We start from the raw sequence: 24,170 nt of genomic DNA, 5'->3' as shown, positions 1-24,170 counted from the left end.
CCTCTATTGTTTAAATGGAAAAAGTCAATCAAGAGTCGGAAGGTATAAAGCCGTCACGCTGCGATTCAGTTGTCCGTTATGTGATGCATTGATTTTCCTGATCATGACGTTACCCTCCATTCTTATTAATATTTTCCATCTTATAGCACGGCCTTTTATTTGTCAATTTGATTTTTCATCAATCGGAAGACTTTCGATTCATATTCCCGCAATTTCGTTAGATTTTTGAGAAAGCGGGTAAATGTAAGTAAATCCATTCTGGAAAGGAATGATCAATGTGTTCAAGGCTGACCGGATCATTGTCGCGTTCGACGGAAAAAACGATAGTAAAAAAGCGCTTAAAAAAGCGATCGACCTCTCCAAAAGGCTCGGCGCCGAACTGACGGTCGCTCACGTCCATGAACCGAGGCAAACCATGGTAAACGAACAAAGGCCGGCCGCAGGCACGGCTTACATTTACGGCGGCATTCCAAGCGTTCCCCCTGTCCCGCATGATTCAGACGTTGCCGGAGAACCCGTCATTTATGAGGACAGTGCCGAAGAAGCGATCGCAGCGGCAAAAATCATCTTAAACGAGCATCAGCTTGACGCGGAAATCGAAATTTTGGAAGGCGACCCGGCAAATGCCGTTCTCAAACACGCCGAACACATCGGCGCCGATCTCGTCATCACGGGAAGCCGCGACCAAAACCGCTTAAAAAAACTGCTGTTCGGAAGCGTCAGCGATAAGATTACCGCCAAGTCGGAAATCCCGGTGCTGATCGTGAAGTAAGAGAGGCCGGATGTTTTTCCGGCCTCTTTCTCTTAAAATCTTCATTTTTATCAATCCGACCTCCCAAAACGACTGCGATCAACACCCGATTTAATGACGGCATTTACTGCAGAAAAACTCCCCACTCTCCCAGTATGTTCCGAGACTATTAAATCTATTCATTCCTCATATTACACAAGACCCCCCGAACCTTTCCTTTTGGAGCACCCGACACTACCCTGTATCTTCGCCGGACCGGAGTCCTCTTGTCCATGATCTTTAGCGGCCCTACGGCCAAATCCAAATCAAGGAAAATAGGCTTTCACATCAGTAACAATCACCTAACAAGTCTCATAGTTTGATCTTGAAAGTGCCCGGGGTATTTCGTTCATTTTCTAGTTTTTTTGTGTTCTGATGTTTTTGAAAAACTGTTTTTAATATGGGGAGGATTATATCAATGCAACATTTTCATGACGAACTGCAATCATTGGGAATGGATCATTTCCATGTGGATGGGATGACGGCCTTGGATCCTGGACGTCACCATGAGAATATGAATGCGAAACACTGTGCAAGCTGCTGGAGTCACGGAAGCTGTGCGAGTTGCTGGAGCTGCGGAAGCTGTGCGAGCTGTTGGAGTTGTTCGAGCTGCTGGAGCTGTTCAAGCTGTTGGAGCTGTTCAAGCTGCTGGAGCTGTGCGAGCTGTTCAAGCTGCTGGAGCTGTGCGAGCTGTTGGAGCTGCGCCGGTCATTGCTGCGGAAGCTGCTGGCACGGTGGCATGTATTAGAAGGAGACTGCCCCTGCCGATATGCCGCAGGGGTTCCTTTATCATAATGGACGAACAAAATTACATATAATGGTATGCCTTGTTTTCAGATCATCATAAGGAGGAGCAACATGACAAATCTGACCGCTTCCGCCCGCCTGAAAGTGAAACAAGATACATGTTTTCTACCGGATCCGGCGGGCGGCGTGTATATCAGAAACAATGCCGGATCGTTTCGCATGAAGGGCGCTTCAATCTATCAGTGGATCGACAAATTGCTGCCGATGTTCAACGGTGAACACACATTGGAAGAATTGACGAATGAACTATCGGCCCCATACCGTGACAGGGTGTTTGAAATCGGAAGCACGCTGTGCGCCAACGGATTTGTCCGGGATGTCAGCCGGGATCAACCTCATCAATTAGATGGGTACGTCCTACAAACGTTTGCTTCACAAATCGAATTTATCGAAAGCTTCGAGGATTCCGGCGCTTACCGCTTCCAATTGTGCCGCAAAGCAGGCATATTGGCGCTGGGCTCGGGCTCTTTTCTCGCTTCATTGGTCAGATCATTGTCTGATTCCGGTTTCGCCAACATATACGTTCTCTTTACAGAGGAATGTCCTGATCATCAAGCCGCTATAGAGGAGCTCAAAGAGCATGCAAGCAAAACGGGCGGCGATGTAGTCGACCTGACAGGTGGACTACATTGGCGGGAAGCCGTGCGTTCGGCGGATTGGATATCGTATGCTGCAGAAATCGACGATCCACAGGAGTTTATTGCGCTTCAAACCGTTTGCAGGCAAGAAAAGAAACCTTTTTTTCCGGCGGTATGTTTAAAACAGGTCGGGCTTGCGGGGCCTTTTGTGCATGAGGATGATGATGGATGCTTTGCATCGGCATGGCGGCGGATACACCGATCAGCGCTTCATGAAGACCGCATGCTTGACCCCTTTTCGACCGAAGGAAAAGAGATATTGGCGAATGTAATTGCGTTTGAATTGTTTAAAACGGTTGCCGGACTCGCTTCTTTAACGAAGCGCAATCAATGTTACGTTCTCGATTTTGCGACGCTTGAGGGCTCTTGGCACCCGTTTCTCCCTCATCCTCTCGTCAGACCCGCCGGCGCCGCGGCCGAAAAGGTTCAAGACCTTGAAGAAAGGGTCAGGGAATGTAGTAACGAGCCGCAAGAAAAAGGACGGCTGTTTCAATTGTTCAATCAGCTGACATCGGCAACGTCGGGGATTTTTCATCTGTGGGAGGAAAAACACTTAAAGCAGCTTCCGCTGTCACAATGCTTTGTTCAAGTCGCAAACCCGCTGTCGGAAGGACCTGCCGAGCTTTTGGCCGGGACGGTTTGCGCCGGTTTTACGCATGAGGAAGCGCGCCGGGAAGCCGGACTTACCGGCATTGAAATGTACGGGGCGAAGCTGGCGGACTTCTATATCCGTGAAGACGGCTTTCTAGGCGTCGGGACGGGAGAAACGGTAGCCGAAGGCGTGTTGAGGGGATTGCAGAAATGGCTTGATCACGAGCTGAAGATGCGCCGAATATCCGGAAAAGAAACGGTCGCTCCTTTATCCTTAAACGCCGTCAAGGATAGTCGCGCCGAATTTTATTTCAACGCGCTGTCCCTCATCCACGATGAACCGCTGGTCGGCTTGGGGCAGGACATCTCAGGCTTTCCCGTTGCATGGGCAAACACAGGAGGCCGCTGGTACCACAGCGCCGGATTAAACATCACGCTGGCGCTCACAAAAGCACTCGAACGGGCGCTTACAGACACACAGCCGCTCGAAGAAGACGCTGCCATGTTAACAGAAGCCAAGAAGAACTTCGACATCCCTGTTTATGAAGGTTTGCAGAAAACGCTGCATTCGGCCATGCACACTATCGGACAGAACGGTTTACAGCTGACGGTTTACGATTTGCCGATAGAGCCTTTTTTCAAAAAAGCACTCGCAGGCGTTTTTGCTGTCCGGGTAAAAAAGGAGGAGGTCTGATGGAACACACCATTTTGATTGTGGGCGAAGGAATGATTGCAGAGGATGTGTCAGATCGGCTGTCCGGGGAATATGAAGTACACTGCCAGCCGGATTTTGAGGCCGGGGTGCCGGAAGAGACCCGGCTCGTTCTTGTTGTGCATGATACCTGGCGCCCGTCGTTATATCGCGAGGCCGAGGAAATCTTAAGGCCGGCCGGCATTCCGTGGCTTCGCGGCTTTATTTCATTCGGTGAAGGCGTCATCGGCCCTCTCGTTTATCCAGGAGGTTCCGGCTGTGCGGCATGTGCCGATATGAGACGGTTCATAGCCGGCCCGGACAGCAACGAAATGCGGGTGCTGGAACAGATTATCACAGACTTTCGCCGCAACCCGTGGGCATCCAGAGCAGGATGCCGGCACATCGCCCGCTTAATCTGTACAGAGATCAAGACCTTTATGGAACACGGTCCGGACGGTTTGGAACAAAAGATACGGCTGATCAATTTACTAACGCTTGAATCGACCTCCCACTTTTACATGCCTGAACCGCTGTGCGAAGTCTGCGGAAGCTGTCCAGACGATACGGCGGAAAATGCCCGCATCTCGCTTCAGCCGTCCCCCAAACCGGATCCGGACAACTATCGTTCGCGCCCGGCTGAGGATTTAAAGGACGCGCTGAGAGCCGAATTTCTCGATTCTCGAACAGGGATCTTCAACGGCAAAATGTATGACGCCATTTTGCCGTTTGCCGATATGATTGTCAACATGCCGTTATGGATCGGAAATGAAGGCGTCGGAGGGCGGACACATTCTTATGAGGAGAGCGAATTAACTGCGGTATTAGAAGGCTTGGAGCGATATTCGGGAATTAAACCGCGCGGCAAGCGGACGATGACGTTTGATTGCTACCGCAATGTAAAGGATCAGGCGCTTGATCCGAGAAAGACCGGTCTGCATGATGAAGGGCAATATGAACAGCCTGATTTCCCCTTCAGGCCATTTGATCAAGACCGGCCGCTCCATTGGGTATGGGGCTATTCATTTTCAGAGAAGCGGCCGATTTTGGTTCCGGAGTCGCTCGCCTATTACAGTCTCGGCAGGGACGACAGCTTCGTTTATGAAACGTCAAACGGATGTTCAATGGGCGGTACGCTTGAAGAAGCGATTTTCCATGCCATATTGGAAGTCGTTGAACGGGATTCCTTTTTGCTGACATGGTATGCAAGGCTCCCTCTCCGTGAGATCGACCTTCGCTCGTGTGAAGATACGGAATTGAGAGTCATGGCTGAACGGGTGCGGGCAGTGGCCGGATACGATCTTCATGTCTATAATTCGACGATGGAGCACGGCATTCCAAGCATTTGGGCGGTTGCCAAAAACAGAAAGAGGGAGGGTTTGAATCTTCTTTGCACGGCTGGCGCACATCCCAATCCTGTAAAAGCCGTCAAAAGCGCGCTTCATGAACTGGCGGGAATGATGCTGAAGTACGATTCGCAGCTTGAAGCCGAAAGGGGCAAATATGAGGAGATGCTGCAGGACCCTTTTTTAGTTCAGAACATGGAAGAACACAGCATGCTGTACGGTTTACCCGAAGCCGAGGAACGCCTCCGTTTTTTGCTGGATCAGCATCAGAGGCCGCAAACCTTTCAAGAAGCATTTAACCAAGTGGCCAAAAACCGCGATATCAAAGAGGATCTTGAGGAATTCCTTGACATATTCCGCCGGCTGAACCTTGAGGTGATTGTTGTTGATCAAACATCGCCGATCACGAAGCGCAACGGTTTGTATTGCGTGAAAGTGCTCATTCCGGGGATGCTGCCGATGACGTTCGGACACCGCCTCATCCGCTTGGCGGGACTTGAAAGGGTGCTGACGGTGCCGGTGAAACTAGGCTATACGAAAGAGGCGCTGACACCCGGCGAGCTGAATCCGCACCCTCATCCGTTTCCGTAACATTTGCCATTTTTGACCGTTTTGCTTTATCATAAAGCAGAACTTTTTTAGGCGGTGGTTATGTGAAACAGGAATACAAACGGCCCGTTATGTTCGCTGCGGCCGTTTTCTTTGTCTTTTGCTGCGTCTATTCCGGCGCAAAGCTGATCGCTTTTTACTCCGCGGAGTACCCGAAGTGGATCGGAAACAGCCGGGATGGAAATTGGCAGGCCGTGATAAAAAAAAGCGGCGGCGCCCCAGGTTTCAGCGGAAATTCATATTGGACCGGGGTCGCGCCTCTCTTCGCGAGACGTATTTGGAAAGATTGGTTGTTACATTTGATGATGAAGTCGCCCTCAGTTCAGGCATCGAAACGCCGATGATCGATTATTCAGGCGGCACGTTTCCTGACGGAGGCTTAAAGGAAGACTCGGTTTCCTTTTAAGAGGCTGAACTTAAAGGGCGTCATATCACTGTTCAATTGACATGGAGACAGGGAACGCAGGCGGCTCATGCCGAGTTTGCGCTTGATAAGCAAACGCTGTTTCACTAAAATGCAGGCGGAATGACATTACATTCCGCCGATCGTGATTTTGCTTCTCATCGTCAGCTCCTCATTCGGCCCCAAAGCCCGAAAACCGGTGACATCAGCGGGCAGATCAAGGTTCGGGGCGTTTGTCATCCACGTATACGGCTCCAGACAAAGCAAGTCTTCCTGATCCGTTTTCCCGTTATAGACGACCCAATGTTTAAAATGCCTGTCCCCCGCATAGCTGACGCGAATCCCGGCCAGGCGGTCGCGGATTTCGGCCGTGCTGTTTCCTTGTTGGTCATGTTCGGCTGCCAATATATCGTCAAGCCGGTCTCCTGCTGCCGATCTGCCTTCTTTAAATTCGTCCGTCACGCTGAATTCCCCCGTCGGAAGCAGCCGGTCCGACAAATCCCATTTTTTCGAAGCCGGGAGCGAAAACACGCATTGCGTCTTATCCCCTTCTTCGTTAAACGGGTAGCGGAAGGAAGTGTGGTAACCGAGTCCGAGCGGCATCGGATCTTCCCCGTGATTGACAACCGACGCATCTATCCTGAGATTCGGCCCCTCCAATATATAGGTCATTTCGATCGAAAACGAATGGGGAAATATGCGCTGGATCTCCGGATGATCCTCAGCCTTCAGAATGGTTTTGACGATGCTCTGCTCTCCTTCTGCTTCCGCTTTTTTCACCGCCCATTTTTTATCATAAAGAAATCCGTGCAAATGGTTTTGCAGCGGTTTTTCATTGACTGGCAGCGAATACGTTTTTCCTTCATATGTAAACTTCCCGTGATCGATCCGATTCGGCGGAAAAAGGATGGGAATCCCGAACAAGCATGGATTTTCATCATATTCTCCCTTCGTTTCCGGCGTCTTCAACAAATGTATTCCCGCAGGTTTCCACTTCAATGAAATCAAATTGCTCCCCCAGCCAGGCACGAGTATGGCTTCCAAATAATCGTTCGCAAGCAATAGTGCATCTTCGTTTAAAAAGCGGTGCTTTTGTACGGTGCAGGACATCCTTCATTTCCTCCCTTTCGTCATTCGGTACAGGCATCCATCCAAGCGGCAATGCTGCCTTTAGCTTATTATATCTAAAGAAGGCAGCGCTTTCAAAAAGCGGAAGTGAAAAATGTTTGAAATATTTTAATTTAAATAAACGCGCTATCTTTCTGTTATAATACGTTTACGCACAAAAGCATAAAAGGATTAAAGAATGATATTTTTGTAATGAGGTGTATAATTTGTCCAACGAAAAACGCTTATCGTTTTCTATATCGGCTTTTTTATTTTTGGCCATCTTATCGGTTATTTTTATATGCTTATTTATTTTTCATGCCGATCCGCATATGCCTTTATTGATTTGCATCGGATTTTTGGCGGTTGTCAGCGTTTTAAAGGGTTTTTCCTGGAAGGAGCTCGAAAGCGGCATCGTTTCCGGTATTAAAAGCGGCGTTCAGCCGATTATCGTCCTGGCGCTTATCGGCATTTTGATCGGGGTTTGGGAGTACAGCGGCGCGATCCCGACGGTTACGGTTTACGCGCTGAACTTGATCGAACCGCAGTTTTTGCTGCTGACCGCTTTATTCAGCTGCATGATCATCAGTTCGCTCGTCGGTTCCAGTTTTACGACGGTGAGCACGATCGGCGTCGCTTTAATAGGGGTCGCTTCAGCGGCCGGCCTTCCGCTGACATGGGTCGCAGGGGCCGTGATTTGCGGCGCATGCTTTGGAGACAAAATGTCGCCGTTGTCAGATACGACGAATTTTGCCTCCGGCGTCGGCGAGATTCCGATTTTCAAGCATATCAGACATATGACGGGAACGACGATCCCCGCCCTTCTGATCACCGTTCTGCTGTTCTTTTTCATGGGAAGATCTTTAACCATCGCATCAGCATCAACGGAAAACATTAAAGCGATTGTTAACGGGATTGAAAACACCGTAGGAATCAGCGCATGGTCCCTTTTATCGCCTTTAGTCGTCATTGTGATGGCGGTGAGGCGCATGCCTGTCATTCCTTCCCTGGCTGCGGGGATTTTGTCAGCGGGTGTTCTCGCCGCCTTTATTCAGCCTGATGCCGGCATTTCGTCATTTTTATCCGCGATGCAAAAAGGACCGGTATTTTCAGCCGGAAACGAAGCGGTCGAAAACATACTGAATCGCGGCGGGCTCCAATCGATGCTCGGCTCGATCTCTCTGATCATGATTGCATTTGCACTCGGCGGGCTGATGGAAAAGACAGGGCTGATTAAGAGCCTTCTCGAAGGCGTGATTAAAGGAATTCGTTCAAAAGGACGCCTTGTGTTTTCAACGGTTTCATCGAGCATCGCCATGAACCTTTTGACAGGCGAGCAATATTTATCGATTTTAATACCCGGACAGTCCTTCAAAGCGCTTTACGATAAGCTCGGAATCGACCGCAAACATTTGACAAGATCGCTTGAAGACGGCGGTACACTGGTCAATCCCTTGATTCCGTGGGGGGTCAGCGGCGCGTTCATGTCGAGTGCGCTCGGCGTCAGCGTCATTGACTATTTGCCGTTTGTCTTTTTCCTTTATATATCACCGCTCTTTTCGATTTTGTTCGGATTCCGGAAACAATGAAAAAGCGCCGTTTCCTTACACAGGAGACGGCGCTCTTTTTTATGAAAATGCTGCTGTTACTGATAAAATGTGCTGCTCTAAAGCTTTTTGCACCTCTTTTGTACGCGGGCCCGGCGCCCCTGTTCCGACATTCTGGCCGTCGATGACGGTGACCGGAATGACCTCGGCTGTCGTCGATGAAATAAACACTTCATCCGCATTCATCAGTTCATCTTTTGACATCGCTTTTTCTTCATACTGCCAGCCGTTTTTCCGGATCAGCTCCAACAGAGTCCTCCGCGTGATGCCGTTTAATATGAGGTTTGTCGCCGGATGTGTGTAAATCACCTGATCTTTGACGGCATAAACGTTTGAAGAAGTCCCTTCCGTCACAAATCCGTCGCGCACCAAAATCGCTTCAAACGAGGAAGCCTCATGCGCTTTTTGTTTGATCATGACGTTGTATAAGAGATTCAGGCTTTTAATATCGCACCTCAGCCAGCGCAGGTCGTCTTCCGTGATGACGGAAACGCCGTTTTGCTGTTCGTTTACCGGTTTTTTGATCGGGAACGTATAAGCCGTCACCTGAGGGACGAGTCCTGCGGGATATTGATGCTTCCTCGGAGCCGTTCCCCTTGTCGCCTGAAGATAAAGTCCCCCGTCTTGAACCTGGTTGGCCTCGATGAGCCCTTTCAGCTCACTTTTCAGTTCAGCCTCTGAAAACGGCAGGTCAATGCGAATATCCGCTGCGCTTTTGAAAAAACGGGCAACGTGTTCATCAAGCGTATAAAGCGTTCCGTTGTATATGCGGATCACTTCATAAACGCCGTCCCCGAATTGATAGCCTCTGTCTTCAATATCAACCGCGCATTCGCTCCGATCCATCAGCCGTCCGTTAAAAAGAACCTTCATTTCTCCATCCCCTTGCTACCAGAATTGGTTTCTCGATTTTCTCCCTTCCATTCTAACACGCCGCTTTCATTCTAAATAGTGTAAAAATTCTTAGAACGCCGACTTCCATCATTCAGCATTTTCTCTTAAAATTTGATCATTTTTTCGCTGCTCCCGGTATCCAACTTCTTTCCAATCCTGTATACTTAAACATTGTGGTCCATTATTTTATTAGACTAGAAATCTATTTCTTAATGGCATCGGAATAAGAACATGATATGGAGAGAGTAACATGCGCCAGGATTCAAAAAAAGCAGCCCCTTCAGCGGCCTATCTGCTGACGAAAACAGCATGTTTTGCCATTTTGTGCCTGATTCTCCTTTACGTATGGGATTTGTCGAAGTCCGCCGGCACGCCGGGCAAAAAAGAGCTGACCATGTCGGAAAACAGCCAAATGCGGCATGAAGGGGACAGCATTCCGCTTAAAAAAGCAACGCACGGCAAGCTTCTCGATCACCTGAGCACAAAGCAGGAAATCGCTGAACGCAAAAAGGAAAAAGAAAAGAAAAAAGAAGCGGCGGAAAAAAAGCAGGAAAAAACGGTTTATTTGACTTTTGATGATGGACCTTCAGCCGTAACCCAAACGCTGCTGGATATTTTGGACGAACACGATGTGAAAGCGTCATTCTTCATGCTTGAGCCGAACATGAAGCTTCACAGGAAAGCCGTTCTCAATATGAAGCAAGAGGGCCATGCACTCGGTCTTCACGGGGTTACACATAACCAGAAGCTATTTTATAAAGGCGCCAATTCTCCTAATCTGGAAATGAAGCAGGCTCAAAAAACGCTGAAGTCTATTACAGGAGTGAAAACCAGGCTGATCAGAACGCCGTATGGAAGCAAACCGTCGCTTACCGACGCGCAAAAGAAAAAGCTGAAGAAAAACGGGTTTATTTATTGGGACTGGAATATTGACAGCCTTGACTGGAAATACAGAAATCAACGATATGTTCCCGAAGTCATGAACCAGCTGAACATGATCAAAAACCGGCACACGAAACAGCCGATCGTCATCTTATTGCATGACATTCCTTCAACGGTTCACTCGCTGCCGCTGTTGATCACCAATCTAAAAAACATGGGATATTCATTCGCAACGCTTGATGAGTCAATGACGCCTGTTCACGAATAGCCCATCCGCATGATCCCCTGACGGCAGGGGATTTTTTTATTGCCAAAGCGGTTTTGGTCAGTTTATCTGACACACTCGTTGCATTTAAAAACCGTTTGACTATATTGAGAAGATAGATTGATATCAAATGAGGTGTTCAGATGGAGATTGAAGACGTGACATCGATTGAAGGCCATCTTGATCAACTGGCCGACCTCCTCGTCCAAGTCACAGACGAAGGGGCGTCGATCGGGTTTCTGCCTGCGCTTGACCGGGCGGCAGCAAGAGCATATTGGGAAAACGTGCTGGAGCCCGGCGTGATTTTACTGATTGCCCGACGGGACGGCGAGATCGCCGGAACCGTTCAACTGCATTTATGCATGAAACAAAACGGACGCCACAGAGCCGAAATCTGCAAATTAATGACGTCCCCCTCCTTCAGGCGGCAAGGCATCGCCCGTTCATTGATGGAAAACATCCTGGAAAGGGCGCAGCATGAAGGCAGATCTTTGGTCGTTCTCGATACAAGAGAAGGAGATCCTTCCAACCTTCTTTATGCGTCGCTCGGGTTTGCCGAGGCGGGACGAATCCCCCAATACGCTGAATCGGCGAACGGCCGGCTAGATGCAACTGTTATTTATTATAAAAATTTGGCTGCAACATGAACATGGAAATGGTCATAAAAAGAGGTCGAATGGATGTTTAGTGAAAACAGCGGCAATGGAAAAAACGCTGCGGCAAAAATGAAAGGCGTCCCCTCCGGAACGCCTTTTCAACTGCTGATTTCTTTGACAAACTCTGCGACTTTGCGGTGAATGACAACGTCGAACAAATGGTCAAACGGGGTGTCGTCAAGATTGATCATGATTTTCTTTAACCCCGGGATCAAATGGGCTTCCCCCGGTACAAACCGGACAGGCGCCACTTCAAGCGAAGTGCCGATCACCAGAAGAAGGTCGGATTCATCAAGGCTTTCAAAAAGGGTGTCAAAATGCTGAACGGCGTCACCGAACAAAACGACATCCGTCTTTAAAATAAACCCGCACTCCCCGCCCTTCCGGTTGATGCGGTTGCACCTCGGGACATCATCCTTAAGAATGTGTTCCAGTCCGTAGCGCGCGCCGCATTTTGGGCATGCAGCCGATTGAATGGAGCCGTGAAGCTCATAGACGCGGCGGCTGCCCGCCTTGCTATGAAGCCCGTCGATATTCTGTGTGAACACCCTGACGTCTTTCCCCCGCTTCTCAAGGTCGGCTAAATACATATGCCCTGCGTTCGGCTGAAACGTACCCGTCATCTTCATTTGGAAAAGCTCTTTGAACTTGGGCCAGAAAAGCTTTGGATAACGCTCATAGTAATCGCGGCTCATCGCTTCCATTCTTGACATATCTTCCGTCCATATCCCGCCGGCCGAACGAAAATCGGGAATTCCCGATTCAGTGCTCATCCCGGCACCCGTTAAAACGGTGATGCGCTGCGCGTTTTCGATTGCTTTTAAAAACGTTTCGGATTCTCCGCGCACGATTAGTCCCCCCCTTTTATCACGCTTGATTTTCCAGAGCGGCTTTCATATCTGTCAGCTCAAACAGGCTGTGTCCGGGAGAAACAAACTCCACTTGCTCTTCGTTCATGATGTCGATGATTCGATAGTTGATATCCTGTCTGATGTCTAAATTTTCGGCCCAAACAGTCGTATTCGTATAGAAGTTGAAAAAGATGCCTAAATACGTATCCTGCAATACATCAAGGTTGACCATGATCACCTCGGGATGAACGCCTTCATGCGTTTGCAGCATTTCCCTGAACCGTTGGATGCACCTTTCGACTTTTTCCCGCGGTGTTGACGGATCGATATGAAGCGAGAACGTGATCTGGCGCTTTCTCATTTTCGTCCAGTTCATGATCGCTTCATTGGCGAGCACCGAGTTTGGCACCGTAACGAGAGCCTCTCCCGACGTGCGGATCTTCGTGCTTCTGAACGAAATATCTTCGACCGTTCCGATTACGATTTTCGTTTCGATAAAGTCTCCTATCGTAAAAGGCTTCTCCATGATGATGACAATTCCTCCGAAAAAGTTCCCTACGGTATCTTTCGCCGCAAGCGCAAACGCGAATCCGCCGAGGCCTAGGCCGGCGACAAAACCGTTCACATCGTAATGAAACTCTCCGGCAATCACGCTGATTCCAAGAGCCACGATGACAAAGCGGAGAATCTTTGACAAAAACGGCGCGAGAATATCGTCCATCTCAAGTTCCAGCCGCTTGTTGATTTTATGAAAAAGCACCGAAGACGAAGCCGTTAAGTTATAGAGCCCGGTCACGACGAGAATGACAAGGGAAACTCTGTACAGCTTATGAACGATCGCCATATGTGTGTCGAAAAACGGCGAATAAATAATAGCCAAATAAATACCGAGGATGGCAAAAAACCATCTGGCCGGCTTTTCAAATGCAACCGCCACTTGATTGAAGAAATCGGTTTTCGGTTTATGCGTTAATTTTAGAATCAAGTTAAACAAATACTTCGTAAAGATTTTTCTCAATAAGAAAAATAAAAGCAGGATGCCGATGCTGATTCCGATTTGACCGGCAAACTCCATTGTCATGTATTGTGTGAACATCGCTTTCTCTCCTTATATCGCTGTCAAGCATTTATTATACTAAAAGCTTCGAAAAATTTCTCATTTTATTGCGCGGCAAAATGTGTCAAGTTATCCCAGGCGCCCGAAAGACAGCCATTGACAGACGGAGGCGGAACACATAAAAGGCCGCCGTTTTTTTCGGCAGCCTTTGTTGACTATATTCAGTTGTTCCACGAGACAATTGATTCGGGCTGCGCTGCTACTTTTCCTTCGCAGACTTCGTTTGGTCCAGGAGAGTCGCTTCAAACATTTCGGCATCGGTTTCGGCCTTGATCCGTTCTTCCACTCTAATTCTCCCTTTACCCATCATCTCGCCTCCTTTGCTTCATTATAAAATATCTGAATTTTTCGTAAATAGTCCTTTTGAACGATTTTGGCGAAATTTGTCGCAAGCTTTGCCGGCGGCTCTTTTTAGCTCTTATTTATTGCGATTCGAATGTGAGCCGATTTACTTGCGCCATCTCTTCGGGTATCCTTGTTATGGAATAGATTTTTATAAAGGGGAGCTGACATGTTTGCACATCATCGGACATCGCGGTGCCTCAGCTTACGCCCCGGAAAATACGTTTGCCGCTTTTGAAAAAGCGCGAGAGCTGGGGGCCGATTTTATTGAGCTGGATGTACAATTGACAAAGGATGGGAAGCTTGCAGTCATCCACGATGACAAAGTGGACCGGACGACAAACGGAACGGGCTTTGTCCGTCATTTTACGATGAAAGAGCTGGAAAAGCTTGACGCAGGAAGCTGGTTCGGCCCTTCTTTTCAAGGCGAAAAAATCCCGGACCTCGAAACCGTTCTTCACAAATATCACAAAAAAATAGGGCTGCTCATCGAAATCAAGTCATCCAGAACACAGCCCGGTATTGAACAAGCGATCGGCCGGCTGATTGAACGGTTCGGCTTTTCAAACAACACGATCGTTCAATCCTTTGACGCCGATGCGATCATGACGCTGCACAGCCTGTACCCTTCCATACCGGGCGCCGTATTGATGAGGCCGAGGTTTGGAATGCTGCCGCACGGCCGCCTTCGGCACATTGCTTCATTTTCGCGCTATGTCAGCCTGAAACATACAATGCTCAGCCCTTTTTTGATTAAATCCGCTCACAGCCATAATCTGAAGGTGTTCGCCTGGACGGTAAACGGGCTGAAAACCGGGCTCCGCCTGCAAGGCTGGAAGATCGACGGAATCATTACTGACTATCCAGATTATTTTGTGAAAGAAGGAAAAGCATGAAACCATATGTTGCTGTATTCATTGGGGGTGCACTCGGTTCGCTGTTCCGCTATGCGGTAAACATGAGTGTCGGGGGCGCCTTTTTTCCTTGGCCGACTTTTATAGAAAATGCTTCAGGAAGCCTGCTTCTCGGTCTCTTGACAGGCTTTTTTTCGTCAAGAGAGAAAAATAAGCTTATCCAGCTCATGTTAGGAACGGGTTTTTGCGGAGGGTATACGACAATGTCCGCGTTTTCAAAGGAAACGGCGCTGATCCTTCACTCCTCTTCGCCTCATATCGGGGTATTCTATTTGGCTGCCTCCCTTGCCACCGGGCTCTGCCTCGCTTTTATAGGGATTGTGTCGGGGACCCGGATCAGCCAAAAAAAGGAGCGATATGGATCATGATGACAGCGGGTTTTGTGATAGCGGGAGGCCTCGGTTCCGTTCTGAGGTTTTGGCTAGGGCATTTTATCAGCTCGAGATCGCAGGGCGCGCCGTTTCCGGTCAGCATTATGCTGATCAACATCCTCGGCTCTTTAATGCTCGGCATCTTCACGGCTCTCGACATGCAAAATCAAATGCTTTCTATTATAATAGGAACCGGTTTTTTCGGAGGGTTTACCACGTTTTCAACCTTCAGCGTCGAAGCCGTCCAGCTTCTGGCAGAAAAACGGCTGAAGGCGGGTGCAGCTTACATACTAATGACAATGATATGCTGCATCGGAGGCTTTTGGGCTGGAAGCCTTCTTTAACAAAAAAATGAGATGATAGGGTGTTTTGATGAAGCAATTGTTCTTGTTTGGTTTTGAACAGGCAAAATCGTGCCTGTTTCCCGTTGTTATTTTTCTGGCTCTCGCCATAACAAAGATAGTTGAAGTGCCTTTCATCTCCCGTTATGATGCGATTCTATTGATTTGTTTGCTGACGCAAATTCTCATGATCGCATTCAAGTACGAATCGTTGGACGAAGTGAAAGTGATCTGCGTGTTTCATCTGATCGGACTCGCATTGGAGTTATACAAAGTACATATGGGGTCGTGGAGCTATCCCGAGGAGGCGGTTACGAAATGGTTTGGGGTTCCTTTGTACAGCGGCTTCATGTACGCCAGCGTCGCAAGCTATATGTGCCAGGCGTGGAGGAGGCTTCAGTTAAAACTGACGAATTGGCCTCCTACTTGGAGCGTGTTTGTCCTCAGCGCCGCCATCTATATTAATTTTTATACAGACCATTTTATTTACGATTTTCGCTGGATATTAAAAATCGCAACCTTGCTTATCTTTTATCGTACATTTGTGCATTTTACGGTCAATCACCGTACATATGCGATGCCTCTGCCGCTGTCGTTTGCATTGATCGGCTTTTTCATTTGGGTGGCCGAAAATATCGCGACGTTTTTCGGCGCCTGGCAATACCCGAACCAGCACAGGCAATGGGAAATGGTTCACGTCGGAAAAGTCAGTTCCTGGCTGTTGCTCGTGATTGTCAGCTTTCTGATCGTTGCGCTTTTAAAACATATCAAAGAAGGCCGCACACAAACAGGCAGATTAAGCCGGGCGGGGGATCCCGGGGTCAAATCATAAGAATCCATTTTGAAAGCTCAAAATGGATTCTTTTCCCCATTTACCCTTTTTCAATCGTTGCCGTCTGAAAGGCCTCCCAATTTGAAGAAACGACTTGCAGCACGTCGTCTTTTTCCTGATAAGCCCCGATCTGTCCCCCGTCCATCGTCACTTTATATAATGAGGCGCCGCTTTTGGCGAGGCCGAGGCATTTGGCAATTCCGTTGACATGCCCTCTTGCCGTCTGTTCGATCCAAGCCGAGCTCTTCATCTTCGCTGCATCGTCCGGGTGATCGATAAAGCCGTTTTCCGTTAAAATCGCATGCATCACCGTTTCCCTGAGCACATGAAAATTCGCTTTTTTCATCCCTCTGTCCCGCAAACCGTTTTGTTTAATGACTTCTTCGTGAATGATTCTTTGGTAAAGCGCGGTGACAGACTCGTCGGACAAGCCGCTGTAAATATAATCCTCATAACCGTAGGCCGTGCCGTCAAAAGCGTTGATATGAATGGACACAAACAAATCGGCCCCCCACGAATTGGCGTCATCGGTCCGCTCCTGAAGCGAGACCGTTTTGTCTGTCGTCCTGCTGAGCCTCGTCTCCGCATTGCTGTATTCCTGCAAAAGGATGTCATTGATCTTTAATGCGATGGCCAATGTGACGTTTTTTTCCGACAAACCGTTTCCCGTAGCTCCCGGATCACTTCCGCCGTGTCCCGGATCCAAATAAATTTTCATGTTCGAATTCCTCCTTATTCGTTGTTAAGACGTTTTTTGAACCTGAATAAAAACCGACTGATGACAATCCGAGGCAGATTCCGACCGCCATGTCTTCCTTCCAGTTTCCCGTGGTCAACAGCAGCGAAATGCAAATTCCGAAAACAATCGCAAAGACGGGGAGAAATCGTTTCTGAATGCCGAGCAGCCTGACCGTATGAACCAGCCCTGTAATCAACGGAACGAATGCCACATCAGAAAATTCCATGCTCTTTCCCCTCCCTTTCTTCTTCGGTTACATGTTTTAATCCCCCCTGTTTTAAAAGGTTACGTTCATCTTATAAGGAAAACGCTCCTGAGCCGCGTCATCATCCGGTCAAGAAGCTGAAGAAAAACTGAAAACATATCCCGCCATTAAAAAAAGGACTTGTTTAAAACAAGTCGCTACATATTCGTGATCGCCGCCAGGCTGACGAGAAGCTTGTCCAATAACGCTTTTTTCAATAAAAACAACGTTTTTTCGCTATATCCGATTTCCATCGCGCACTTTCCCATGCTCCAATTGCGGATATAGCGGTATTCAACAAGCATCCGCTCCGTCTCATCCAATTCAGCCAAAGCCGTTTCCATGGAGTCCAGCAAAAATTGATAGAGCCTTTTTTCGGCGTCCAGTTGATAATGGGCTTCCGTCTCTTTGACAAAGCCGCCCGTCTCCACCTTCTCCATCCTCCTCTCCAAATTGACAACGGCGGCTTTGTAATTTTTCCAGTTCCGCAAATGAAATTCGATTCTCTTGATGCAGGTCTTCTTCTCATCCTCGGAAATGGTCTCATACCATAGCAAGGGCATCTCCCTCCAAACAGAACATTTGTTCTCATTATATACGAACGAATGTTCCTGTTCAAATGACATTTTTTCTATTTCAGCCGGGTCTTTTTTCTTAAAAAAACGCAAAAAACCTTGAGCTTATTTTTCGCTCAAGGTAACTTCGTTTATCATCACCGGGTCGGCCGGCGCGAGCTCGACGTGTTCTGTCGTTTGTTCCTGTTTGATTTCAACGTGCTTAATCAGCCGTCCCTCCATCTCGAGGACCTTAATCGTATAAGTACCGACATGAACCGCCTGGCCTTCGGCGATGTCTATATTTTCTTTCAGAACGAGTCCGCCGACAGTGTCGACCTCCTCTTCTTCGATCGCATCCTCAAACAATTCATTCACCTGATCGATCCTCACTTTTCCGTCCATGATGTATTCATGATCGGAAATTTTCTGAATGAGCGGTATTTCGTCTTCGTCAAACTCGTCCCTGATATCTCCGACAATTTCCTCGAGAATATCCTCGGTCGTGACAAGTCCGGACGTTCCTCCGTATTCATCCGTCAGGATCGCCATGTGGATCCGGTCGCGCTGCATTTTGATCAGAAGCTTTTGGACGGGCACGGTCTCAATGACTTCGATGACGGGGCGGACGTATGATTCAAGCGAAAGCCGCTTTTTTTCCTCCTCCGACATAAACAGCATATCCGTAAACAGCTGTTTCGTGTTGACCATGCCGATGACGTGGTCCTTATCGCCCTTATAGACCGGCCAGCGCGTATATTTTTCTTTCAGCATGAGCTGAAGCGCCTCATCGATCGGCATATCGGCCGAGACGTAGGCGATTTCGGTGCGGGGCACCATGATTTCTTTCGCAATCCGGTTATCGAATTCGAAGATTTTATTGACGTATTTATATTCAGACGGATTGATTTCTCCGCTTTTATAGCTTTCTGATAACAAGATGCGCAGCTCTTCCTCTGAATGGGAATCGCCCTTTTCCGAAGCGGGCCGCAAACCGAATAAACCGGTCAGCACTCTGGCTGAAGCATTTAAAATCCAGATGAACGGAAACATGACAACATGGAAAAAATGCAACGGTCCCGCAAGCCAAAGCGTCATTTGCTCCGCTTTTTGGATCGCGATGGTTTTAGGGGCCAGTTCTCCAACCACAACGTTCAGGAATGTAATGACACAAAAAGCAATGACAACCGACAGCGCATGTGAGATGGAATCTGACACGTGCAGGCTTTCAAAGAGCGGATGTAAAACCTTTCTGACCGTCGGTTCCCCCATCCAGCCCAAACCTAATGCCGTTATCGTAATTCCAAGCTGGCAAGCTGACAGGTATTCATCTAAATCCGATATCACCTGCTTTGCGCGAACTGCCCTTTTGTTTCCTTCCGTTATAAGCTGATCGATGCGCGAGTTTCTTACTCTAACAATAGCGAATTCTGATGCGACGAAAAAAGCAGTTAAAGCAATCAGAACGCCAATGATCATCAGACTAACGATATCGTCCATTTAACCTTATCCTTCCCGAAGGATAAGGAGTCACCTCCTGCTGAATTCAAATTCCCGTAATAAGGCTGATGTTTGTTCTGTGTTCATGACTATACAGAGGGCCCCATCATACCACCTCCAAGCCAATATATACTATTATCTTACTTTATTAAAAAACGGTCAGTCAAATGTCTAAACTTTAAATCCGACAATATTTTCGCGAATATTTAGAAAAATGACGGGGATTTTATGCCCCTTTTTCATCAATTAACTTGTATAAACAGCTTCTAATATATTAAAATATTTTTAACTAACTATAACGTGATGGTTGAGGAGGGATGCAGATGGGGCAGAGAAATATCGCATCGGCGAGTTAGCAGCTGCAGCAGGCGTAACAAAGCGCACTGTCGATTATTACACAAATCTGGGGCTTTTGACGCCTGCCAGATCATGTTCGAACTACCGCTATTATGATGAAGCCGCTCTCAAACGGCTGAAGTTTATTACGGACTGTAAGCAGCAAAGATTGGCCCTGTCCGACATCAAACTGCGGCTGGAAAAGCAGTTTCCCTCTTCATCCGCTAACGATGAAATCGGAAGCCTGACATCGGAAATCGACCATGTCAACGATACGATCTCCGTGATCGTCAATCGGCTGAACCGGCTGAATCCCGATGAACGGGCTGCTTTGAAAAGCCGGCTTTCTTCCGAGAAACTGGCGGTCATCCAGTCATTGATGATGCTGCTTTAGTTAATCTTTTACTAAACAGGAGGTGTTACCTTCATTCTCATGTTAGAGTGAAGGTCCTAATTGGATATAGTTAATTTGATTTTTGTTGCTGTTTTAATTGCTTTGACAGCATTTTTCGTAGCGTCGGAGTTTGCGATTATCAGAATCAGAACCTCGCGGATCGATCAGCTGATAGCCGAAGGGAACAAAACGGCGATTTCTGTAAAAAAAGTCGTCACCCATTTGGATGAGTATTTATCGGCCTGCCAGCTCGGCATCACCTTGACGGCTCTCGGACTTGGATGGCTCGGGGAACCGACCGTCGCCCGGCTGCTTGAACCGCTCTTTGTGAAGTGGAACATTCCAAGCTCGGCTTCGCATATTGTTGCGGTCGTGATCGCATTCAGCTTCATTACGTTTCTCCACGTTGTCGTCGGGGAGCTCGCTCCAAAGACGCTTGCGATTCAAAAGGCGGAAACCATTTCCTTCCTTTTTGCAAAGCCTCTCATTTTGTTTTACCGCGTCATGTTCCCATTCATTTGGGCGCTGAACGGATCGGCGAGACTGTTGACAAAAGCGTTTGGACTCGAAGCGGTTTCTGAAAACGAAATGGCACACTCTGAAGAAGAGCTGCGGATCATCCTGTCGGAAAGCTATAAAAGCGGCGAAATCAATCAGTCAGAATTCAAATATGTGAACAAAATTTTTGAATTTGATGACCGTCTTGCCAAGGAAATCATGATTCCGAGAACGGAAGTCGTCAGCTTTCCGCATGACATGAAAATCAAAGACATGATCGACGTGACAAAAGCCGAAGGGTATACGCGCTATCCCGTGGAAGACGGCGATAAGGACAATATCATCGGCGTCGTCAACGTCAAAGAAATTCTGACAGCCTGCATCAGCGGAGAATGCTCAAAAGAAGACACAATCGAACGGTTTATCAATCCGATCATTCACGTGATCGAGACCGTGCCGATTCACGATCTGCTTCTCAAAATGCAGAAAGAGCGCGTCCACATGGCGATTCTTGCCGATGAATACGGCGGCACTGCCGGTCTTGTCACAGTTGAGGACATCATTGAAGAAATCGTCGGCGAAATCCGCGACGAATTCGATATAGACGAAATTAATGAAATCCGCAAGCTTGACGAGGACCACTACATTCTTGACGGAAAAGTGTTGATCAACCAGGTCAACGATCTGCTCGGCATTCAGCTGGACAATGAAGAAGTGGACACGATCGGCGGTTGGTTCCTGACGCAGAAATACGAAGTTCAAAAAGGCGATACGATCACCGACCAAGGATTTGAATTTATCATTAATGAAGTCGACGGCCACCACGTCTCATATGTTGAGGTGAAAAGGGCCGCTGAACAATTGCTTGAAGAAGCGTGATGATAACTTGATGGAAAAGAGGATGCAGTATGAGCTGCATTCTCTTTTTATGAAAGTCAATGTAACCACTTGATTACATTTTGGATTACGCATAAAATGTAATCAAGTGGTTACACAAAGGAGAAACAAATGACAAAACAATTGACAAGAGAACGTTTAATTCAGGCTGCACTTACCCTTTTTAAAGAAAAAGGCTATGCGGCGGCGTCCACGAGAGACATTGCACAACAAGCCGGCGTCAATCACCTTACCCTCTTTAGACATTTCGGCAATAAAAGAAATCTGTTTCGTGAAAGCGTCATTCAGCATGTCTCCTCAGGCGATTTTACGAGCGCAATTCAAGGTAAGCTGTCCGGTAAACTGCAGGAAGACCTGATATTGATCGCCAAAGCGTACCTTGAAGAAAATTTGGAAAAGGACAGCGTGTTTTGGCTGTATTTCAATGAAGCAAAGCAAGATCCGGAAGTTTCTGAATTAATCGCAGAAATTCCCCGCGAATTACATGACTTTTTGGCATCCTATTTTTCGCAGCTGCATGACCGGGGCAGCATTTCGAGCGGTAATTTCCATCTTCTGGCGAGTATGTTTTTTGGATTGTTGAACCAGTATATTTTGTTTCGCCCATCTCCCGAATTCGGCAAATCAGCAGATGAAAACACGGATGCTTTTATTCATGAGTGCGTCGATTTATTCCGGGCAAAGCTTGAAAAAAGGGAGCTGTCTTGATGAGCCGGAAGCCTGTTTTAGATATCCCTTCAACATCGCTATGGGATGAAAAAACCAAAATAAAATTAAGCGGTTTGACTCCAGGGGATAAAGCTGAAATCACTGCCCTGGTTAACGATGAAGCAGGCGTCAACTGGAGATCCCGGGCGGTTTTTCAAGCTGGCGAATCCGGAGAAGTCGACTCCGCAATGGCATCGCCTTTGGAAGGCACATACCGCGTTTGTGATCAAATGGGACTTTTTTGGTCAATGAAAGCCGAAGGCTCTTCCTGCTCATTTCGAAAAAAAACGGTTGCTCCCTCTGTTTTTGACATCGAGGTGAAGCAAAACGGCAGCTTCATCTTAAAGAAAAAAATCAAACGATTGATGATTTCGGAATCGGTCATAAGAGAAGAAGTGGAGGCAGACGGGGTAGTCGGAACCTTTTTCCGCCCCCGCACTGCCGAACGTCCCCCTGTCATCATCGTATTGGGCGGATCTGACGGCGGACTTGATGAAACAACGGCAGGGATGCTGTCCAATTACGGGCTCGCCACATTGGCACTCCCCTATTTTCGGTACGGGCACCTTCCGAAAAAGCTCGTTGACATCCCGCTGGAATATTTTCAAAAAGCCCTTGCCTGGCTTTTTGAGCAGGACGGACTAAACCATGAGAAGATCGGTATATTCGGGCGGTCTAAAGGCGGAGAGCTCGCCCTATTGATCGGTTCTCATTTTCCGGACATCCGTTTTGTCGTCTCACACGTGGGCGGGGGAATCGTTTTTCAAGGAGTGGGACTGAAGCGCCTGCGCCAGACATCTTCATGGAGTGTCTCGGGCTCTCCGCTGCCCTATACCGCTCTCCCGTTTTTCAGCCTTTCGATGCTGCCCAAATGGCTCAAACAAAAAATAAAGAGGCAGCCGCAATCCTATCTCGATTTTTATAAACATGCGCTCTATCAAGTACGCGAAGATATCCTTCGATCATAAAAGCAGAACATATAAATGGGCCGATTCTTTTAACATCGAGTACAGATGATTTGGTTTGGCCGTCGGCGTACATGAGCGGGATGGTTGTCGAACGCTTGAAAAAGCATCGCTTTTCGCATTCTTTTAAGCATGTATGCTTTAAACACGCCGGCCATCACATCAGACCCCCGTATTTTCCAACAACGGCGAGAAACAGCGGGAGCATCGTGTACGGCGGAGAAACTGAAGCAGATGCTGCGGCATCGGAAACATTTTGGCGGGAGCTGCTTCAGTTTTTAAAAGATGCGATATAACAGCAGCAAAAAAACAGCCTCTTTAGACTGGAAGACACCTCCCGAATGTCAGAGGTGCGTTCCCGCTTAGAAGCTGTTTTTTCCGTTTTTCTATAGCTGCTTCAGCTCTTTCTCAAGCGACTTAATGCTGGCATTTAAAGCCTCAGTCATTTTAGCGAGCTTTTCCTTTGACGAATATTGGGCGAAATCTTCCTGATTGAGGGGTTCGCCGATGATCAATTTCATTTTGCCTTTCTTGAAAAGCTCTTTTCCGTTGGAAGGACCGCTGTATGCGGCCGGAACAATCGGCGCTTTTCCCATCTGGGCAATCGTGACCGCTCCCCTTTTCAAAGGGACGTCTTCAGACGTTCTGGTTCCGCTCGGAAAGATGCCGACGATTTTTCCTTCCTTCAGGAGCTTGATCGGCGTTTTGATGCTGCTCGGCCCCGGGTTTTCGCGGTCGACAGGAAAAGCGTTGATGCTGGAAAGGAAAGAACCGGTTAATTTATTTTCAAAAAGCTCTTTTTTCGCCATATAGTGAATTTCAAGAGGCAAAATGCCGACGCCCAATGTGACAACATCCACCCAACCGGAATGTGTACAGGCAATTACGAAACCCTTATCTTTAGGAAGATTTTCCTTATTGTATACTTTAATTCCGCCGCGTAAAGAAAGAATCGCTTTTGCAGCATAACCGATAAATTGATACATATGGCACTTCCTTTATGTAGTAGTCAAATGAGGTTTTCCTTTCTTTATTATAACAATATTTTTTATTACCTGGTACTAAAAAATAATTTTTCATTTAAAAAACCGCGGCATTCCCCGGCTGAGCCATGAATTCGGAATCGATTCTTTTGTTTTCATCCGTCAAGCGTCAGGCGGATTTGGCTTGCCCGTCCCGCTCCCGTCAGATCAAGCCGCCGATCGCCCATGTGCCCTGTTCTGCTGTTTTGTTTTCCCGGGAGCTTATGCATGAAAACGCCCTTCTCTCTATCTTTCCGGA

Annotated in this window: 26 protein-coding genes and 2 pseudogenes; 18 read left to right on the top strand and 10 right to left on the bottom strand. The window is 47.8% G+C overall.

Annotated elements, in window-relative coordinates; genetic code table 11:
• The first annotated feature begins 277 nt into the window (after nucleotides 1-277).
• The 6 genes and pseudogenes from NSQ39_RS21365 (at nucleotide 278) to NSQ39_RS23155 (ending at nucleotide 5,986) form a co-directional block, all read left to right on the top strand.
• On the top strand, nucleotides 278-772 hold the full coding sequence (locus NSQ39_RS21365) for a universal stress protein (protein WP_046129746.1): 495 nt from the start codon (nucleotides 278-280) through the stop codon (nucleotides 770-772).
• 418 nt (nucleotides 773-1,190) lie between these two features.
• A pseudogene (locus NSQ39_RS23160) lies at nucleotides 1,191-1,385 on the top strand (heterocycloanthracin/sonorensin family bacteriocin); the annotation flags it as partial.
• Nucleotides 1,385-1,585, top strand: coding sequence for a hypothetical protein (locus NSQ39_RS21360; protein WP_341017319.1), 201 nt, complete (start codon nucleotides 1,385-1,387; stop codon nucleotides 1,583-1,585). The pseudogene NSQ39_RS23160 and the gene NSQ39_RS21360, both read left to right, overlap by 1 nt.
• Nucleotides 1,586-1,648: 63 nt before the next feature.
• Nucleotides 1,649-3,520 (top strand): putative thiazole-containing bacteriocin maturation protein, encoded by a 1,872-nt coding sequence (locus tag NSQ39_RS21355; protein ID WP_046129744.1) that lies wholly within the window; start codon nucleotides 1,649-1,651, stop codon nucleotides 3,518-3,520.
• On the top strand, nucleotides 3,520-5,454 hold the full coding sequence (locus NSQ39_RS21350) for a TOMM precursor leader peptide-binding protein (protein WP_175077137.1): 1,935 nt from the start codon (nucleotides 3,520-3,522) through the stop codon (nucleotides 5,452-5,454). The genes NSQ39_RS21355 and NSQ39_RS21350 overlap by 1 nt, the downstream gene beginning before the upstream one ends.
• Before the next feature lie 89 nt (nucleotides 5,455-5,543).
• A pseudogene (locus NSQ39_RS23155) lies at nucleotides 5,544-5,986 on the top strand (DUF4944 domain-containing protein).
• A gap of 18 nt (nucleotides 5,987-6,004) precedes the next feature.
• Here NSQ39_RS23155 and NSQ39_RS21335 read toward each other — a convergent pair.
• Nucleotides 6,005-6,985 (bottom strand): aldose 1-epimerase, encoded by a 981-nt coding sequence (locus tag NSQ39_RS21335; RefSeq protein WP_175077136.1) that lies wholly within the window; start codon nucleotides 6,983-6,985, stop codon nucleotides 6,005-6,007.
• A 224-nt stretch (nucleotides 6,986-7,209) separates the two neighbouring features.
• Between NSQ39_RS21335 and nhaC the strand changes: the two genes are divergently transcribed.
• A complete protein-coding gene (gene nhaC, locus NSQ39_RS21330) occupies nucleotides 7,210-8,571 on the top strand; it encodes a Na+/H+ antiporter NhaC (protein WP_175077135.1) in 1,362 nt (453 codons plus the stop codon).
• 39 nt (nucleotides 8,572-8,610) lie between these two features.
• Here the strand turns inward: nhaC and dat are convergent, their stop codons facing one another.
• Nucleotides 8,611-9,462: a D-amino-acid transaminase gene (gene dat / locus NSQ39_RS21325; RefSeq protein ID WP_175077134.1), complete on the bottom strand. Its 852-nt coding sequence runs from the start codon at nucleotides 9,460-9,462 to the stop codon at nucleotides 8,611-8,613.
• Between the two features lie 271 nt (nucleotides 9,463-9,733).
• On the opposite strand from dat, the gene NSQ39_RS21320 reads away from it, so the two are divergent.
• Both NSQ39_RS21320 and NSQ39_RS21315 read left to right on the top strand, forming a co-directional pair.
• Nucleotides 9,734-10,633, top strand: a complete 900-nt coding sequence (locus NSQ39_RS21320; protein WP_175077133.1) for a polysaccharide deacetylase family protein — start codon at nucleotides 9,734-9,736, stop codon at nucleotides 10,631-10,633.
• 140 nt (nucleotides 10,634-10,773) lie between these two features.
• Entirely contained in the window at nucleotides 10,774-11,277 is a 504-nt protein-coding gene (locus tag NSQ39_RS21315; protein WP_175077132.1) for a GNAT family N-acetyltransferase, read from the top strand.
• A gap of 107 nt (nucleotides 11,278-11,384) precedes the next feature.
• Here NSQ39_RS21315 and NSQ39_RS21310 read toward each other — a convergent pair whose 3' ends face one another.
• From NSQ39_RS21310 to NSQ39_RS21300, 3 genes are all read right to left on the bottom strand, one after another.
• Nucleotides 11,385-12,134: an NAD-dependent protein deacylase gene (locus tag NSQ39_RS21310; RefSeq protein ID WP_175077131.1), complete on the bottom strand. Its 750-nt coding sequence runs from the start codon at nucleotides 12,132-12,134 to the stop codon at nucleotides 11,385-11,387.
• 19 nt (nucleotides 12,135-12,153) lie between these two features.
• Nucleotides 12,154-13,233 (bottom strand): mechanosensitive ion channel family protein, encoded by a 1,080-nt coding sequence (locus tag NSQ39_RS21305; protein ID WP_175077130.1) that lies wholly within the window; start codon nucleotides 13,231-13,233, stop codon nucleotides 12,154-12,156.
• A gap of 220 nt (nucleotides 13,234-13,453) precedes the next feature.
• The gene (locus NSQ39_RS21300; RefSeq protein ID WP_175077129.1) at nucleotides 13,454-13,561 is read right to left on the bottom strand and encodes a YhdX family protein; all 108 of its coding nucleotides are present in this window, start codon (nucleotides 13,559-13,561) and stop codon (nucleotides 13,454-13,456) included.
• Between the two features lie 208 nt (nucleotides 13,562-13,769).
• Here NSQ39_RS21300 and NSQ39_RS21295 point away from each other — a divergent pair, with 208 nt between their 5' ends.
• From NSQ39_RS21295 to NSQ39_RS21280, 4 genes are read left to right on the top strand one after another with little or no spacing between them, the layout of a single operon-like run.
• Nucleotides 13,770-14,492 (top strand): glycerophosphodiester phosphodiesterase, encoded by a 723-nt coding sequence (locus tag NSQ39_RS21295; protein WP_175077128.1) that lies wholly within the window; start codon nucleotides 13,770-13,772, stop codon nucleotides 14,490-14,492.
• Nucleotides 14,489-14,878 carry a fluoride efflux transporter FluC gene (locus tag NSQ39_RS21290; RefSeq protein ID WP_175077127.1) on the top strand — a complete coding sequence of 130 codons (390 nt, stop codon included), beginning with the start codon at nucleotides 14,489-14,491 and terminating at the stop codon, nucleotides 14,876-14,878. The genes NSQ39_RS21295 and NSQ39_RS21290 overlap by 4 nt, the downstream gene beginning before the upstream one ends.
• Nucleotides 14,875-15,225 carry a fluoride efflux transporter CrcB gene (gene crcB / locus NSQ39_RS21285; protein ID WP_175077126.1) on the top strand — a complete coding sequence of 117 codons (351 nt, stop codon included), beginning with the start codon at nucleotides 14,875-14,877 and terminating at the stop codon, nucleotides 15,223-15,225. Before NSQ39_RS21290 ends, crcB begins: the two co-directional genes overlap by 4 nt.
• Nucleotides 15,226-15,253: 28 nt before the next feature.
• On the top strand, nucleotides 15,254-16,054 hold the full coding sequence (locus NSQ39_RS21280; protein WP_216899313.1) for a DUF817 domain-containing protein: 801 nt from the start codon (nucleotides 15,254-15,256) through the stop codon (nucleotides 16,052-16,054).
• A gap of 40 nt (nucleotides 16,055-16,094) precedes the next feature.
• Here the strand turns inward: NSQ39_RS21280 and NSQ39_RS21275 are convergent, their stop codons facing one another.
• From NSQ39_RS21275 to NSQ39_RS21260, 4 genes are all read right to left on the bottom strand, one after another.
• Nucleotides 16,095-16,772, bottom strand: coding sequence for an N-acetylmuramoyl-L-alanine amidase family protein (locus NSQ39_RS21275; protein ID WP_175077124.1), 678 nt, complete (start codon nucleotides 16,770-16,772; stop codon nucleotides 16,095-16,097).
• Nucleotides 16,735-17,019, bottom strand: coding sequence for a hypothetical protein (locus tag NSQ39_RS21270; protein ID WP_175077123.1), 285 nt, complete (start codon nucleotides 17,017-17,019; stop codon nucleotides 16,735-16,737). Before NSQ39_RS21270 ends, NSQ39_RS21275 begins: the two co-directional genes overlap by 38 nt.
• 176 nt (nucleotides 17,020-17,195) lie before the next feature.
• On the bottom strand, nucleotides 17,196-17,594 hold the full coding sequence (locus NSQ39_RS21265) for a transcriptional regulator (RefSeq protein ID WP_175077122.1): 399 nt from the start codon (nucleotides 17,592-17,594) through the stop codon (nucleotides 17,196-17,198).
• Between the two features lie 123 nt (nucleotides 17,595-17,717).
• On the bottom strand, nucleotides 17,718-19,091 hold the full coding sequence (locus tag NSQ39_RS21260) for a hemolysin family protein (RefSeq protein ID WP_175077121.1): 1,374 nt from the start codon (nucleotides 19,089-19,091) through the stop codon (nucleotides 17,718-17,720).
• 307 nt (nucleotides 19,092-19,398) lie between these two features.
• Between NSQ39_RS21260 and NSQ39_RS21255 the strand changes: the two genes are divergently transcribed.
• The 5 genes from NSQ39_RS21255 (at nucleotide 19,399) to NSQ39_RS21235 (ending at nucleotide 23,185) form a co-directional block, all read left to right on the top strand.
• Entirely contained in the window at nucleotides 19,399-19,821 is a 423-nt protein-coding gene (locus NSQ39_RS21255; RefSeq protein WP_175077120.1) for a MerR family transcriptional regulator, read from the top strand.
• Between the two features lie 60 nt (nucleotides 19,822-19,881).
• A complete protein-coding gene (locus NSQ39_RS21250; protein ID WP_175077119.1) occupies nucleotides 19,882-21,198 on the top strand; it encodes a hemolysin family protein in 1,317 nt (438 codons plus the stop codon).
• 129 nt (nucleotides 21,199-21,327) lie between these two features.
• Nucleotides 21,328-21,924 carry a TetR/AcrR family transcriptional regulator gene (locus NSQ39_RS21245; RefSeq protein WP_175077118.1) on the top strand — a complete coding sequence of 199 codons (597 nt, stop codon included), beginning with the start codon at nucleotides 21,328-21,330 and terminating at the stop codon, nucleotides 21,922-21,924.
• Nucleotides 21,924-22,892 (top strand): acyl-CoA thioesterase/bile acid-CoA:amino acid N-acyltransferase family protein, encoded by a 969-nt coding sequence (locus tag NSQ39_RS21240; RefSeq protein WP_236809851.1) that lies wholly within the window; start codon nucleotides 21,924-21,926, stop codon nucleotides 22,890-22,892. The genes NSQ39_RS21245 and NSQ39_RS21240 overlap by 1 nt, the downstream gene beginning before the upstream one ends.
• Nucleotides 22,886-23,185 (top strand): acyl-CoA thioester hydrolase/BAAT C-terminal domain-containing protein, encoded by a 300-nt coding sequence (locus tag NSQ39_RS21235; RefSeq protein ID WP_335497131.1) that lies wholly within the window; start codon nucleotides 22,886-22,888, stop codon nucleotides 23,183-23,185. Before NSQ39_RS21240 ends, NSQ39_RS21235 begins: the two co-directional genes overlap by 7 nt.
• A gap of 90 nt (nucleotides 23,186-23,275) precedes the next feature.
• On the opposite strand, the gene NSQ39_RS21230 is transcribed toward NSQ39_RS21235, so the two are convergent.
• Nucleotides 23,276-23,875: a lysophospholipid acyltransferase family protein gene (locus tag NSQ39_RS21230; protein ID WP_175077117.1), complete on the bottom strand. Its 600-nt coding sequence runs from the start codon at nucleotides 23,873-23,875 to the stop codon at nucleotides 23,276-23,278.
• Nucleotides 23,876-24,170: the final 295 nt, after the last annotated feature.

This window comes from Bacillus sp. FSL W8-0848, from assembly GCF_038007805.1.
GTDB lineage: Bacteria > Bacillota > Bacilli > Bacillales > Bacillaceae > Bacillus > Bacillus glycinifermentans.
Note: the sequence above shows the minus strand (reverse complement) of the source record. Positions and strands in the feature narration are given on the sequence as shown.